At 41.4% G+C, this 14,295-nt stretch carries 11 protein-coding genes; 8 read left to right on the top strand and 3 right to left on the bottom strand.

What is annotated here, in order from left to right; genetic code table 11:
• Positions 1 to 167 precede the first annotated feature (167 nt).
• On the bottom strand, positions 168 to 869 hold the full coding sequence (locus JZ787_RS00155; RefSeq protein WP_004693610.1) for an SIMPL domain-containing protein: 702 nt from the start codon (positions 867 to 869) through the stop codon (positions 168 to 170).
• A gap of 472 nt (positions 870 to 1,341) precedes the next feature.
• On the opposite strand from JZ787_RS00155, the gene JZ787_RS00150 reads away from it, so the two are divergent.
• Positions 1,342 to 2,715 (top strand): diaminobutyrate--2-oxoglutarate transaminase, encoded by a 1,374-nt coding sequence (locus JZ787_RS00150; RefSeq protein WP_004693606.1) that lies wholly within the window; start codon positions 1,342 to 1,344, stop codon positions 2,713 to 2,715.
• Positions 2,716 to 2,717: 2 nt separating this feature from the next.
• A complete protein-coding gene (locus tag JZ787_RS00145; RefSeq protein ID WP_125273101.1) occupies positions 2,718 to 4,250 on the top strand; it encodes an aspartate aminotransferase family protein in 1,533 nt (510 codons plus the stop codon).
• A 694-nt stretch (positions 4,251 to 4,944) separates the two neighbouring features.
• On the opposite strand, the gene JZ787_RS00140 is transcribed toward JZ787_RS00145, so the two are convergent.
• Positions 4,945 to 5,886 carry a transporter gene (locus tag JZ787_RS00140; RefSeq protein WP_346311352.1) on the bottom strand — a complete coding sequence of 314 codons (942 nt, stop codon included), beginning with the start codon at positions 5,884 to 5,886 and terminating at the stop codon, positions 4,945 to 4,947.
• Positions 5,887 to 6,365: 479 nt separating this feature from the next.
• On the opposite strand from JZ787_RS00140, the gene JZ787_RS00135 reads away from it, so the two are divergent.
• From JZ787_RS00135 to sohB, 5 genes are all read left to right on the top strand, one after another.
• A complete protein-coding gene (locus JZ787_RS00135) occupies positions 6,366 to 7,391 on the top strand; it encodes a substrate-binding domain-containing protein (RefSeq protein WP_004693599.1) in 1,026 nt (341 codons plus the stop codon).
• Between the two features lie 104 nt (positions 7,392 to 7,495).
• Positions 7,496 to 8,875: a phosphate ABC transporter permease subunit PstC gene (pstC, locus tag JZ787_RS00130; RefSeq protein ID WP_004980352.1), complete on the top strand. Its 1,380-nt coding sequence runs from the start codon at positions 7,496 to 7,498 to the stop codon at positions 8,873 to 8,875.
• The gene (gene pstA / locus JZ787_RS00125; protein ID WP_218287894.1) at positions 8,875 to 10,263 is read left to right on the top strand and encodes a phosphate ABC transporter permease PstA; all 1,389 of its coding nucleotides are present in this window, start codon (positions 8,875 to 8,877) and stop codon (positions 10,261 to 10,263) included. The genes pstC and pstA overlap by 1 nt, the downstream gene beginning before the upstream one ends.
• Positions 10,264 to 10,276: 13 nt before the next feature.
• Positions 10,277 to 11,191 (top strand): phosphate ABC transporter ATP-binding protein PstB, encoded by a 915-nt coding sequence (gene pstB / locus JZ787_RS00120; RefSeq protein ID WP_004693593.1) that lies wholly within the window; start codon positions 10,277 to 10,279, stop codon positions 11,189 to 11,191.
• A 282-nt stretch (positions 11,192 to 11,473) separates the two neighbouring features.
• Complete coding sequence (gene sohB / locus JZ787_RS00115; RefSeq protein ID WP_307723581.1) at positions 11,474 to 12,445, top strand: protease SohB; 972 nt, start codon at positions 11,474 to 11,476, stop codon at positions 12,443 to 12,445.
• A 79-nt stretch (positions 12,446 to 12,524) separates the two neighbouring features.
• Here sohB and JZ787_RS00110 read toward each other — a convergent pair whose 3' ends face one another.
• A complete protein-coding gene (locus tag JZ787_RS00110) occupies positions 12,525 to 13,736 on the bottom strand; it encodes an aspartate aminotransferase family protein (protein ID WP_346311351.1) in 1,212 nt (403 codons plus the stop codon).
• A gap of 162 nt (positions 13,737 to 13,898) precedes the next feature.
• Between JZ787_RS00110 and grxD the strand changes: the two genes are divergently transcribed.
• Entirely contained in the window at positions 13,899 to 14,240 is a 342-nt protein-coding gene (gene grxD, locus JZ787_RS00105) for a Grx4 family monothiol glutaredoxin (protein WP_004693588.1), read from the top strand.
• Positions 14,241 to 14,295 lie beyond the last annotated feature (55 nt).

The following is a 14,295-nucleotide window of genomic DNA, read 5'->3' as shown; positions in this document are numbered from 1 at the left end:
GAGCGCGGCTATCATATGCTGAACTTTGTTGAAATCAAATAATAACCATTATCACTTATTGCAATTAAAACACTAGAATTAATAGGCGAATTAAAATTTTCTTGATGGACACACAATAAAAAAGCCACGATAAACGTGGCTTTTGAGATGAATTTGAATGAAATCTGTTATTTAAGTTGAACAGTACCATTTGCATTCACAGTAATTTTGGATTCGCCGCCTGCAACATCTTGCATTGGTGCATCAGCTGCTGCAAATTTTGCACTTTCTGCACGCATCATGACTGGGCGAGGGTAGTAGTTGCTGGTATTAATGTTTAAGTTAACCAAGTTATAACCTGACTTACTCCATGCTTGTGCTAATGATTGCGCACGCTGTTGAAAGTTTTTCGATGCTTCAACAATCAGCTCATTTTCCACTTTCTTACGTTGTGTGTCGGACACACTAAAGCCGATTGACTGCGTTTGGAAGTTTTGCTGTAGCTCACCAATCAGCTGGCTCGCTGCTTTAAAATCGGTACTTTCTAAATTAATTTCAGCACGACCACGCCATTCTTTTAACTTTTGGTTGTCATCGTTGTAAATTGGGTAGGTGGTTTGAGAACCTGTTTCGACTTTAACGCTTGGATATTTACGAGCTAAAGCTGTGGCTTGATTCATCAGCTGCGTAATTTGTGTAGCGAGCTCGGCAGGTTGTTTGTTACTACGTTCAATATAAAGCGTTGCATTCATTAAATCGTTGGATACTTGGCGTGTTGCCTCGGCCTGAACATTGACAATATTGTAGTTTAATTGGTTCTCAGACTGAGCAAAAACTGCTGAGCTAAATAAAGCACTAAGCGCGATTGCTGGGATGAAGAATTGACGCATTTTTATTCCTTTTTTATTTAGGAGGAGTTTTGCAACATTTGTAAAAAGCTTAAAGCCAATTTGTGGTGAATTTGCGAAAATATTGTGGTTCGATTGTAAAAAAAGGTACAAAATTTTTTTCAAAAAAACCTGGATAAAGTGATTTATTTCAGAAACTTATTTTTCAACCAAGGTGAGTATTTTGAAATTTTGTGGCAAAGTTGAAAAATAAATAAATTCATCGGCTTTTCTTTACGTTGTCACACTATAAGAGGATAATTTAAGCTATGGTTTGGCATGATATATTTTTTTAGTAAATTTCTGGCAGATAATGTCCAAAAGCTGTTTATTTTATTGAAAATTTCTGTATCATCCGCCTCCTAGTTATGAAGTATCCAAACGCTATCTGACTAGATTTATAAAGCGCCGAGTCAAAGGACCAAAAGTCACCCGACTTATTTCTTTCAACCCATATCAGAGATGGTAATTCGATATGAGCGTTTCTTCTGTAAACCCTGCCACTAATACTACTAACGAATACTATTTGACTCGCCAAAGTCAGATGGAATCCAATGTTCGTAGCTATCCACGGAAATTGCCGTTAGCGATAGCCAAAGCATTAGGCTGCTGGGTTACTGATGTTGAAGGTACAGAGTACCTCGATTGTTTAGCTGGGGCAGGAACATTGGCTTTGGGCCATAATCATCCTGCGGTAATTCAAAGTATTCAAGATACACTTGCAAGTGGTCTTCCTTTACATACTTTGGATTTAACGACACCTTTAAAAGATGCATTTACTGAAGCATTACTTGAACAATTACCAGGCGGTAAGGAAGAGTATTGTTTACAGTTCTGTGGTCCATCTGGTGCAGATGGTACGGAAGCAGCAATTAAATTAGCGAAGACGTATACCGGTCGTAGCACAGTGATTAGTTTCTCTGGTGGTTACCATGGTATGACGCACGGCGCTCTTGCAATGACAGGTAATCTGTCTGCGAAAAATGCTGTAAATGGTTTAATGCCAGGCGTTCAATTTATGCCGTATCCGCATGAATACCGTTGCCCACTTGGTTTAGGTGGTGAAGCGGGTGTGGATGCTTTGACATATTTCTTTGAAAACTTCATTGAAGATGTTGAAAGTGGTGTAACCAAGCCAGCTGCTGTCATTCTTGAAGCAATTCAAGGTGAAGGCGGTGTGGTAACAGCGCCAACCAAATGGTTGAAAAAAATCCGCGAAGTGACTGAAAAACACAACATTGTGTTGATTCTTGACGAAGTTCAAGCAGGCTTTGCACGTTCAGGCAAAATGTTCGCATTTGAACATGCGGGTATTGAACCTGACGTAGTGGTAATGTCTAAAGCCGTTGGTGGTAGCTTACCACTTGCTGTATTGGGTATTAAACGTAAGTTTGATGCTTGGCAGCCAGCAGGTCACACGGGTACTTTCCGTGGTAACCAGTTGGCAATGGGTACTGGTCTTGCAACGATCAAAACCATCAAAGAACAAAACCTTGCGCAAAATGCACAAGAACGTGGTGATTTCTTACAAGCTGAATTTAAAAAGCTTGCTCAAGAGTTCCCATGTATCGGTAACGTGCGTGGTCGTGGTTTGATGATTGGTGTTGAAATTGTTGATGAGCGTAAACCAGCGGACCATATGGGGTCTTTACCTGCAGATGGTCAATTGGCAGCAGCGATTCAAGCGGCATGCTTTAACAACAAATTGTTGTTAGAAAAAGGTGGCCGTAACGGCACAGTTATTCGTTTACTTTGCCCATTGATCATCACTCATGATGAATGTGTTGAAGCGGTTTCTCGCTTCAAGAAAGCAATTGCTGAAGCACTTGTTGCAACTCGAGGCGCGTAATCATGGTTGATTTTGCAGAACACCGTAAGGCGTTACTCTGCAATGATGCTGCATCCATTGCTGACTACTCGTCAGCAATGGACCAAGCGACTAAAGCAGTTGCAGCATGGTTGCAAAACGACAAAATGTACACGGGCGGTAGCATCAAAGAGCTCCGCAGTGCGATTGCATTTAATCCTTCTAAAGAGGGTTTGGGTGTACAAAAGTCACTTGAACGTATGGTTGAGCTTTTCTTAAACAAAAGCTTAAAAGTCCATCATCCGCACTCGCTCGCACATTTGCACTGTCCAACCATGGTGACCAGTCAAATTGCTGAAGTGCTGATCAATGCAACGAATCAATCAATGGATTCTTGGGACCAAAGTCCTGCAGGTTCATTGATGGAAGTTCAGTTGATTGACTGGCTTCGTCAAAAAGTGGGTTATGGTGCAGGTCAAGCAGGTGTGTTCACTTCTGGTGGCACACAGTCAAACTTGATGGGTGTATTGCTTGCACGTGATGCATGTATTGCAAAAAACTGGAAAGACGAAAACGGTAATCCGTGGTCTGTACAGCGTGATGGCGTGCCGGGCGATGCGATGCGTAACGTCAAAGTCATTTGTTCTGAAAATGCACACTTTTCTGTGCAAAAGAACATGGCGATGATGGGCATGGGTTTCCAATCAGTTGTGACCGTTCCTGTGAACGAGAACGCGCAGATGGATGTGGATGCACTTGAAAAAACCATGGCTCACCTTCAGGCTGAAGGTAAGATTGTGGCGTGTGTAGTTGCAACTGCGGGTACGACCGATGCAGGTGCAATTGATCCACTGAAGCAAATTCGTGAAATCACCAACAAATATGGCGCGTGGATGCACATCGATGCGGCGTGGGGTGGTGCTTTAATCCTATCGAACAATCATCGCGATATGTTGGATGGTATTGAGCTTTCTGACTCCATTACGCTGGATTTCCATAAGCATTACTTCCAAACCATCTCTTGTGGTGCATTCTTGCTCAAAGACGAAGCGAATTATCGTTTCATGCACTATGAAGCTGAGTATTTAAACTCTGCTTATGACGAAGAGCATGGTGTGCCTAACCTGGTGTCTAAGTCACTTCAAACAACACGTCGTTTCGATGCGTTGAAGCTTTGGATGACCGTTGAAGCATTAGGTGAAGAGCTCTATGGTTCTATGATTGACCACGGCGTTACTTTAACTCGTGACGTTGCTGATTATATCAATGCAACTGCCGGTTTAGAGATGTTGGTTGATCCACAATTTGCATCTGTATTGTTCCGTGTGGTTCCAGAAGGCTATCCAGTAGAATTGCTTGATACCTTAAACCAAAACGTTGCAGATGAATTGTTTGCACGTGGTGAAGCGAATATTGGCGTAACTAAAGTAGGTCAAAATCAATCTTTGAAAATGACGACTTTAAGTCCAGTTGCGACTTTAGATAACGTGAAGAACCTGCTTGGTCTTGTCCTTGCAGAAGCGGATCGTATCAAAGGTTCAATCGCAGATGGAACCTATACACCTGCAATTGCTTAATCGATTGTTTGTGTTAAAAAAGGAGCTGATATCAGCTCCTTTTTTATGTGTTCTAAATATTAAGGAACATAACATCACTGGCTAAGTTTCTAATTTTAATTATGTTGGAGATGCTTTATTTTTCTATGAAGTAGTTTTCGATATCTGCTTGAACTACGATTTTCAGGAAAATGAACTTTAATAGTTAAGACTAATGCTAAATATTAGGGCTTTTGATTTTCAACAGGCAAATAATTTTCATTAATGGTTTTAAGATCAAAATAACCTTAAGTATAAGCAAATCTTTCTCATCATTGATGATGTATGTGAATCTTTTGAAACAATTAACTCATGACATGGTTTGCTTAATAACCAAATGCATTTCTAACAATAAGAGCAGAAAGAGAAGGGCTTACTATAATTCTGCACTCAGTAATAATCAGATATCAATAGTCTACTGAAAGATTCAATCATATTTTTAAAATCTTACATAGGTGAGAAGATTTGGGTCAAAAGATGCGATCTGTTTACACTTTGGTTTCTTAAACTGCTAGAAAATATAAGGTAAAGCCGTTTGCTTGGAAACTTCAATTATTCGGCGTGATTTTCTAAAGAATATAGAGAGAAGGCCTTTATGAACTTTCTCCCTCGTGGAATTGGATGCTCAGATCATAATAGATCACAGCTTGATTGATTTGAGGTGATAGTCGCTTGGTTAGAACTGATAATTTACAGTGAGTTGGTATGCTTCACCTTCAGGGCGGTTTTTAACATCAAACTCGTAAACGCCACGAAACGATGCAGAAAGTGCGGTGGTTTCACTTAATTTCTTCTCATAAGTAAGGATAGGACCAATACCAAGGGCTTTACCTTTAAAACCGTCAAAACGATCGCCTAAGTTACTTTTGTCATCCGTAGTCTGTTGAATCCATCCAAAAACTGCTCCAGCGCCTAATCCATCACTACCTACGTCACCAAAACGTTTTAGACCGAGAATGTCCATTCGGAAAAGATCACCATTTTCATAGTCTGTGGCATCGTTTTTAGTATAAATCTCGTAGGCAATGTTGGTGCTGATTTCAGCATTTCCAGTTGGGAAAATTTTAGTAAATGCAACATTAGGGACAAAGGTCCATGTATTTTGTCCTGCGTTGCTCACGATATTTTTGTCATAACTTCCAGTAGGCGCGTAGATAGAAACTCCAAATAAACCATGCATTACTGGGCTGAAGTGGTAGTTGAAGGAAACTGGGGAAAAGACCGCATCTCCAATTTTGGTGGTTGACTGTTCCGCATCTAAATTATTGATTGAGCCACGGATATCGGTATATTGGACGGGAATTCCAACAGTGGTAGCGACAGACCATTTATCTGTACTGTTCCATACGAAGATACCATTAAGCAAGTTATAAGAAACCTTGTAGTCTAAACCCGCACTAAGTTGACCAATAATCGGTACCTCTTTAGATTTTGAAATCCCCCCATCATAATAAATACTAGAGAGAGTAAGTACACCGCCATTTTCAGCGGGAAGGATGGCATTGTAAGGCTGAACTTGCATGCCTGTAATGGGGCGCCCAATACCACCCTCAACGGCGAGGACATTTTGGACCATGCTAGTGGTTAAGAGTAGAGCAAAAGATAATCTATAAATCATGATGAACCCTCTAATTGTAATAATGAGAATGATGGTGTTGTACGGCATTTTTTTTGTATCTGTATAATATATATACACACTGTCTGGGTTGTCGACAACATCTTTTGCTGGGTTTTATATGAAATTAAATATTAAAATCAGTAAAATGGGAATATTGAAGTCTCATTTATTGGTTGTTGATTTTAAAAAGTTTTTTTGTTTTTATTTGGTTTTTTAAGTGGTGTTGTAATAAAGGAGTCTTTAAAAAAATGAATTATTAAATCATGTGGTGTAGTGTGATATTTATCGGTATGTTTATAGAAAATGTCACACAACAAAGTGTAACGAATCATGGACAAATAAAAATAAACATCATGAAAGTGTCACAATGCTGTAACTTGCTTGTCATATTCTGAAATCAAAATGCAGTTATCCAAAAAAGTACAAGACTGAATAAAAAGTGGCGTACTCCAAAATGTTTAATATGTGAGATAACAAATATGCGCTTAAACCATATCGCACTTGCAGTAGTAGTTTCTGGGGCAGCTGTAGCAACTACGGCAAACGCAGCTCGTGACACCATTCAAATTGCGGGTTCTTCAACAGTTTTACCTTATGCAAGTATTGTTGCTGAAGAATTTGGCAATACTTTCCCACAATTTAAAGCACCAGTTGTTGGTTCTGGCGGTTCTTCAGGTGGCTTGAAACAGTTCTGTAATGGTGTGGGCGACAACACCATCGATATCGCAAACGCATCTCGTAAAATTAAAGATACAGAATTAGCTGCTTGTAAAAAAGCTGGTGTGAACCAAGTGATCGAAATCAAAATTGGTTATGACGGTATTGTGTTTGCTTCAAATGCAAGCAAAGCAGCCTACAAATTACGTCCACAGCACGTCTATGCAGCTTTAGCAGCGCAGTTACCATCTAACGGTAAAATGGTTGCAAACCCATATACACGTTGGAACCAAATTGACAAAAGCCTTCCAAACGAACCAATCACTTTAGTGATTCCAGCATCAAACCACGGTACACGTGAAGTGTTCCAAGAAAAAATGGTTGATGCAGGCTGTGAAACTTATGCAGCAATCAAAGCAATGGATAAAGATGCACAAAAGAAAGCATGTTCAACTTTCCGTAAAGACGGCAAAGTGATTGAGATTGCGGGTGACTACACTGAAACTTTGGCGCGCTTAAAAACGTCGCCTAGCGCAGTGGGTGTGTTTGGTTTAGGTTTTTACGACCAAAACCGTGACAAGTTACGCGTAGCTACAGTGAACAATGTTGCACCATCTGAAAAGACAATTTTGAATGGTTCATACCCAGTTTCTCGCCCATTATTCTTCTATGTGAAGGGTGAGCACTTGAAATCAATCAAAGGCTTAAAAGAATACACTGAATACTTCATCAGCAAGAAAGTATCAGGTAAAGGTTCTAAGCTTGAGCGTGCTGGTTTGATCTCAATGTCAGACAAAGAGCGTGCAGCAGTTCTTGCGAACTTCAAAGCAGGCAAAGCGGTTAAGTAATTAAGCGTAGAAACAGTCAACGGTAGGCAAGTCCTACCTTTGACGTTTTTTACTAGGATTAAGTTTTTTCAAATAATGAAAATTGAAAGAACCGTGGAGAATACATGAATCTGCTACTTATAGGTGTGTTATTGGCACTGATCGCCATAGCCTATCAAATGGGCTTAAGTCAGAGCCGTAACTTAGCAGGTAAGGGAAATAATTCTGCAAAATTACACTCACGTCCGGGGTATTACGGTGCGTTAGTGGCTTTGTGGTGTGGTATCCCTGCTTTTTTAATTTTGATTGTTTGGAATATTGTTGAACCAAATGTTTTGAATCATGTGGTGTTAAATCACGTGCCAGCACAAGTCGCTGCAACCTTAGATGCTGCTAGTACAGATGTGTTGATTAACCGTGTAGAAGCGATTGCCTCAGGTTTTGGTGTAACAGATACACCAGCTGCGTATGAGCTTGCTGCAGCGGAGCAATTGGCGAAGTTTCAAAGCATTGGTACATTTGCAAAAATTGCAGTAGTGATTTGTGCAGCACTGGCAGGTTTAGTCGCTGCGAAAAAGCGCATTGCAACTCAGTTCCGCGCTCGTAACCAAGTTGAGAAAACCATTAATGTTGCACTTGCACTCTGTTCTGGTGTCGCGATTCTAACCACGATTGGTATCGTGATGTCGATGTTCAGCGAAGCGATGCGATTCTTCCACTTCGTGAGTCCACTCGACTTTTTCTTCGGCACAGAATGGAACCCTGGTTTTAGTACTTCAGGTAGTGCAGACGGCAGTTATGGTTTGCTTCCGCTACTTTGGGGCACCTTAATGGTTAGTGGTATTGCACTCTTAGTTGCAGTCCCTGTGGGTTTAATGATCGCGATCTATCTTGCTGAATATGCATCTTCTGGGTTCCGATCATGGGCAAAACCAACCATTGAAGTGCTCGCAGGGATTCCAACCATTGTTTACGGTGTATTTGCACTGATGATCATTGGTCCATTCTTTAAAATGCTTGGTGAATCCGTTGGTTTACACATCAACGCAACCAGTGCACTCACTGCTGGTTTCGTCATGGGTATCATGATTATTCCTTTCGTTTCATCGCTGTCTGACGACATTATCACGCAGGTACCACGTTCATTACGTGATGGTTCATTAGGTTTAGGCGCGACAAAGTCTGAAACCATTCGTCAGGTAGTGATACCAGCAGCACTTCCAGGCATTATCGGCGCGTTCTTGCTTGCAGCATCACGTGCCATTGGTGAGACCATGATTGTGGTGCTTGCAGCAGGGAATAGTCCTTTACTACATGCCAATCCACTTGAAGCCATTTCAACTGTGACCATTACCATCGTAAACCAATTGACTGGTGATACTGACTTTGCAAGCCCGCAAGCTTTGGTGGCATTTGCACTAGGTCTGACCCTCTTTGTAATTACGCTTGGTTTGAACATTGTTGCACTGTACATCGTGCGTAAATATCGTGAGCAATACGACTAATGACGACTTCTAATAGCACAGCAGATCAAGTATTTGATCCACAACATGCGGCAGAATTACGAGAAAAGCGTAAGCAAACGATCAGTAATTCACTGGCAAAACGTCACCGTAAAGAAAAAACCTTTCGTTTCTTTGGTTTCTCAGCGGTGATTGCAGGTTTATTCTTTGTCGCGTTACTTTTTGGCAGTATTTTATCGAAAGGCTTACCTGCTTTTTGGCAAAGTAGCATGAGTTTACCCGTTTACTTTGACCCTGCCATTATTACGACAGGTGCAAAACCTGTACAGCGTTCAGGCGAATCTCCAGCACAGTTTGAGGAACGTTTTATTGCTTGGCAAACTGAAATGGGCATGGTGGATTGGGATGCTTTAATCGTGAATGCCATGATTGCAAAAGACCCAGCACTTGCTTCTAAACGCGATGATTTGGCTTCTTTGTACACCAGTTCTGAAGCGTATCGCTTACGTGATATGGTGATGAAAGATCCATCATTGGTCGGTAAGAAAGAAGACATTAAAGTGCTTGCTGATGCAAACGTTGATGTGTGGCTCGCAGGAAATATTGACCGTAGTTTGCCTGATGAACAGCAACAGTTGAGCCCAGAAGTTCGTCAACTTGCCGATGAAATGAAAGCTTCAGGGGTAATGGAAAATACTTTCAATACCAACATCTTTGTCAGTCCAGACTCTCGTAGTTCTCCTGCAACTTCAGGTTTAGCAGGGGCATTCATGGGATCACTGTTCATGATGCTGATCGTGATCATTATTTCGATTCCAATTGGCGTGGCATCTGCAATTTATCTTGAAGAATTTGCGCCTAAAAACTGGATCACTGATGTCATTGAAGTCAACATTAACAACCTTGCGGCTGTACCATCAATTGTCTTTGGTTTGCTCGGTGCTGCGATCTTTATTGGCTGGATGCATTTACCGCTTTCTGCGCCATTGGTCGGTGGTTTAGTGCTGAGCTTAATGACTTTACCAACGGTGATTATTACAACACGTGCATCGTTGAAAGCTGTACCACCATCAATTCGTCAGGCAGCTTTAGGGTTAGGTGCTTCACGTGTACAAACTGTATTTCATCACGTTTTACCACTTGCACTACCGGGGATTCTAACGGGTGCAATCATTGGTGTAGCACAAGCATTAGGTGAGACTGCACCGCTGTTATTAATAGGTATGAGCGCCTTTGTTGCGAGTGTACCTGCGACCCCATTTGATCAATCGAGTGCTTTACCTGTACAGATTTTCTTGTGGCAAGGTAATGAGCTGCGTAACTTTTTCGAAGGACGTACAGCAGCTGCGATTATTGTTCTGCTTGCAATGATGATTGGACTCAACAGTATTGCAATTTGGTTACGTAAGAAATTTGAAGTCCGTTGGTAAGTGAGGGCAAAATATGAATACCGTTGTTAAAAATTCCTTAGATCAGGATCAAACAGTGAATCAAGAACACACTCAATTTACAAACCCGAATACGACCTCAGGTCAGCAGGGTACTTCTTTTGTGTCGCAGTTTGATACACAGACTTCTGCTAAGAAAGATCAGGCACAAGGACAAGTCAAACTCAGCACTTCAGATGTACATGTTTACTATGGCGAAGCTGAAGCGATTAAAGGGATTGATCTGAATATCTACGAAAATGAAGTGATTGCATTTATTGGGCCATCAGGCTGCGGTAAATCGACCTTCTTACGTACTTTGAACCGTATGAACGACACCATTGATAGCTGTCGTGTGACGGGTAAAGTGATGTTGGATAATCAAGATATTTATGACCCAAACCTAGATGTGGTACTGCTTCGCGCTCAAGTAGGTATGGTATTCCAAAAACCAAACCCATTCCCAAAGTCAATTTTTGATAACGTGGCTTATGGCCCTAAACTCCATGGTTTGGCGCGTGATAAGTATGACTTAGAAGAAATTGTAGAAAACAGCTTACGTAAAGCGGGTCTTTGGGATGAAGTCAAAGACCGTTTAAACCAACCGGGCACGGGTTTGTCGGGTGGTCAGCAGCAGCGTTTATGTATTGCACGTACCATTGCGGTGAGCCCTGAAGTGATTTTGATGGATGAGCCATGTTCAGCGCTTGACCCGATTGCAACAGCGAAAGTGGAAGAGCTTATTTCTGAGCTTTCAACGCAGTATACGATTGCGATTGTGACGCACTCAATGCAACAGGCTGCACGTGTATCAGACCGTACCGCTTACTTCCATTTAGGTGACTTGATTGAAGTGAACTCAACAGAGAAAGTCTTCACTCAGCCAGATCATCAGTTAACTGAAGCCTATATTACAGGTCGTTTTGGTTAATACGCACAACTTGAAATATTTGAGAAAACAGAGCCTACGCGCTCTGTTTTTTTATGCGCGAGCATTTGGTTTGGTGATTAAACAGTCATGATAATGGACATTGTGTATTAGAGTCACATTGGACAAAAGATGCGAAGGTGTGCTATCTGAAAGATTGGACCCATCTTATAAATGATTAAATGTGAAAGATAACGCATTACAGAATAAAACAAAAAATGGCTATTGAAAAAAAATGCCATTGACCTAATCTAGGTCATATACCGACGTATTATTTTAGAGAATATAATTTCTATGTTATTTCATTTACCGAAACTTCCCGCTGAAATTCGAATTACACATTTAAATGCGCGTATCAATGAACAACGTAAAAAAATTGCGCAAACTACAGCCTCTAAATTGGAGTTATTGCAACTGACTCAGCAGTTAGCGAAAGAGTCTCGTCACCGTAAAAAAGCCAATCAAAAAGTTTATATTCTAGATTTTAAAGGTGATACTGCGGCAACAGCGGTAGAAAGCTTACGTGAAGAAATTACCTTGATTTTAGCGACAGCCAAAGCAGGGCGTGATCGCGTTGTGGTGCGTTTAGAAAGCCCAGGCGGTATGGTGCATGGTTATGGTTTGGCTGCTGCACAATTGGTACGTTTACGTGATGCAGGTTTCAATCTCACTATCTGTGTCGATAAAGTTGCAGCGAGTGGCGGTTATATGATGGCATGTATCGCCAATCAGATTATTGCTGCACCTTTTGCGGTTGTCGGTTCAATTGGTGTGGTCGCGCAAGTCCCTAATTTTAATCGTCTGCTAAAAGAACACAATATCGATTTTGAACTGTACACAGCAGGCCAATATAAACGTACAGTGACGATGTTTGGTGAAAATACAGCAGAAGGTAAGGCGAAGTTTGAAGAAGAGTTACAACAGACGCATGTGCTGTTTAAACACTTTGTTGAAAAATATCGTCCACAGCTCAATGTTGAGAAAGTAGCAACAGGTGAGCACTGGTATGGGCAAGATGCTTTAGATTTGAATTTGGTCGATCAGTTACAAACTTCAGATGCTTATTTGCTTAATTTGCTGACCGATCATGATGTTTATGTCATCTCAACGCGTAAGAAACCGACTTTAGGTGAGAAGTTAGGCTTACAAGCTGCGCAAATGGCAGATGCTTTGGTACCAGCAGTCATGAATAAAGTGATGGAAACCTTAACTAAAACCAATGCAAGTTTGGTGCAAATGCGTGATCCGAAACTTTAATATTTAGTTGGCCGATTCATTTCAAAAAGTCTGGTTCCGAAATATGCAAAAAGCAATTTTAGAACCAGACTTTTTTGTCTTAAACTAAGTACGCTTTAATCATTTTCACTAGACGTTCAATCAGTTGATCCGCCTGATCTTTGGTAATATTCAAGGTCGGCAGTAAACGCACCACAGAACCCGCAGTAACGTTAATAATGGTGTGGTATTCATCGCGAGCGATGTTGACCAAGTCACCACATGCTTTTGGTAGCTCCACACCAATCATCAAACCAAAGCCACGGACAATCACATTTTGATCGGCAAGTTGGTTACGCAGTTGTTCTACGATGTAAGCACCTTGTTCAGCCGCATTTTGAACGATGTTTTCTTTTTGCATAATATCGATGATGGTATACACCACACGCGAACCCAATGCTGAGCCACTATACGTAGAACCGTGGTTACCCGCGGTCAATACGCCTACACCACGACCTTGAGTCATCACCGCACCAATGGGGAAACCATTACCTAAACCTTTGGCTGTGGTGAGTACATCAGGAATGATGTTGGTGTGTTGGTAAGCAAAGTATTCACCTGTACGGCCATTACCTGTTTGAACTTCATCCAGCATCATCAGCCAGTTGTGTTGATTGCAGATTTGACGAATCTCTTCCAAATAGCTAAAGCCTTGTGGAGCGGTGTTGACCCCACCTTCACCCTGAATTGGCTCGACAAAGATTGCGACAATGTCAGGATGATGGATTGCGGCTTCTTCAATGGCTTCAATGTCGCCGAATGGGACACGAATAAATCCTTCAACCAATGGACCAAAGCCTTCTTGGACTTTTTTGTTGCCTGTTGCCGATAAAGTTGCCATGGTACGACCATGGAATGAGTGTTCTGCAACAATGATTTTTGGATTGGCAATGCCTTGCATGTAGCCAAATTTACGGGCAATTTTGATTGCCCCCTCATTGGACTCTGCACCACTGTTTGAAAAGAACACTTCTTCCATGCCAGCAACTTCAGCAAGTTTTTGTGCTGCAGCCGTTTGCCAAGGCACTTCAAACAAGTTACTGGTATGAATCAGAGTTGACGCTTGTTCTGCAATCGCTTCTGCAATGATAGGATGTGCATGGCCTAAACCACAGACTGCAATGCCCGTTAGCGCATCAAAGTATTCAGTACCATCCTCCGTGTACAAATAAGAGCCTCGACCTCGGACAAAGCTGATCGGCTGACGGCCAAATACTGGCATCAAATGTGAGGGTTGATCAGTTTGTACAGGAGCAAGGGTAATGTTATTCATGACTAACTCTTATCTGTTAGAGGGTAAGTGAAATCCAATATTAAGCAATTATGCTTGTAGTTTTAAAGCCTAAATCTAAATAAAAGTCGAAATATTGCTTTAGGCATACTGTTTTTCTACGTTTTGGGTATAATGCGGGTTAGATTAGTTGAGGATTGATCAATGACTGAACAAGCACGCGATACCGAAGCGTTAATTCGTGACCAAATTGCAAAACACGCTGTACTTCTTTATATGAAAGGCACCCCACAGTTTCCACAATGTGGTTTCTCTGCACGTGCTGTAGAAGCGCTTAGTCAAATTGGTCGTCCGTTTGCTTATGTGAATATTCTTGAAAATCCAGATATTCGTGCTTTGTTACCACAAATTGCAAACTGGCCTACATTCCCACAGTTATGGATCAACGGTGAGTTGATTGGTGGTAGTGATATTATTTTAGACATGTTCCAAAAAGGTGAATTACAACCTTTAGTTGAACAGCATAGTCCAGCACCTGAAGCTTAATCTTCAGTTGTAAAAAAAGCGCCATTGAGGCGCTTTTTTTTGTTTGAGGGAAAGG

It is taken from the genome of Acinetobacter sp. BWR-L5 (genome assembly GCF_039655985.1).
Lineage (GTDB): Bacteria > Pseudomonadota > Gammaproteobacteria > Pseudomonadales > Moraxellaceae > Acinetobacter > Acinetobacter johnsonii.
Note: the sequence above shows the minus strand (reverse complement) of the source record. Positions and strands in the feature narration are given on the sequence as shown.

Coding starts and splice junctions, on each gene's coding strand:
- pstC (WP_004980352.1), top strand. CDS start 7,496: ATGAATCTGCTACTTATAGGTGTGTTATTGGCACTGATCGCCATAGCC.
- JZ787_RS00135 (WP_004693599.1), top strand. CDS start 6,366: ATGCGCTTAAACCATATCGCACTTGCAGTAGTAGTTTCTGGGGCAGCT.
- JZ787_RS00110 (WP_346311351.1), bottom strand. CDS start 13,736: ATGAATAACATTACCCTTGCTCCTGTACAAACTGATCAACCCTCACAT.
- JZ787_RS00140 (WP_346311352.1), bottom strand. CDS start 5,886: ATGATTTATAGATTATCTTTTGCTCTACTCTTAACCACTAGCATGGTC.
- pstB (WP_004693593.1), top strand. CDS start 10,277: ATGAATACCGTTGTTAAAAATTCCTTAGATCAGGATCAAACAGTGAAT.
- JZ787_RS00155 (WP_004693610.1), bottom strand. CDS start 869: ATGCGTCAATTCTTCATCCCAGCAATCGCGCTTAGTGCTTTATTTAGC.
- JZ787_RS00145 (WP_125273101.1), top strand. CDS start 2,718: ATGGTTGATTTTGCAGAACACCGTAAGGCGTTACTCTGCAATGATGCT.
- grxD (WP_004693588.1), top strand. CDS start 13,899: ATGACTGAACAAGCACGCGATACCGAAGCGTTAATTCGTGACCAAATT.
- JZ787_RS00150 (WP_004693606.1), top strand. CDS start 1,342: ATGAGCGTTTCTTCTGTAAACCCTGCCACTAATACTACTAACGAATAC.
- pstA (WP_218287894.1), top strand. CDS start 8,875: ATGACGACTTCTAATAGCACAGCAGATCAAGTATTTGATCCACAACAT.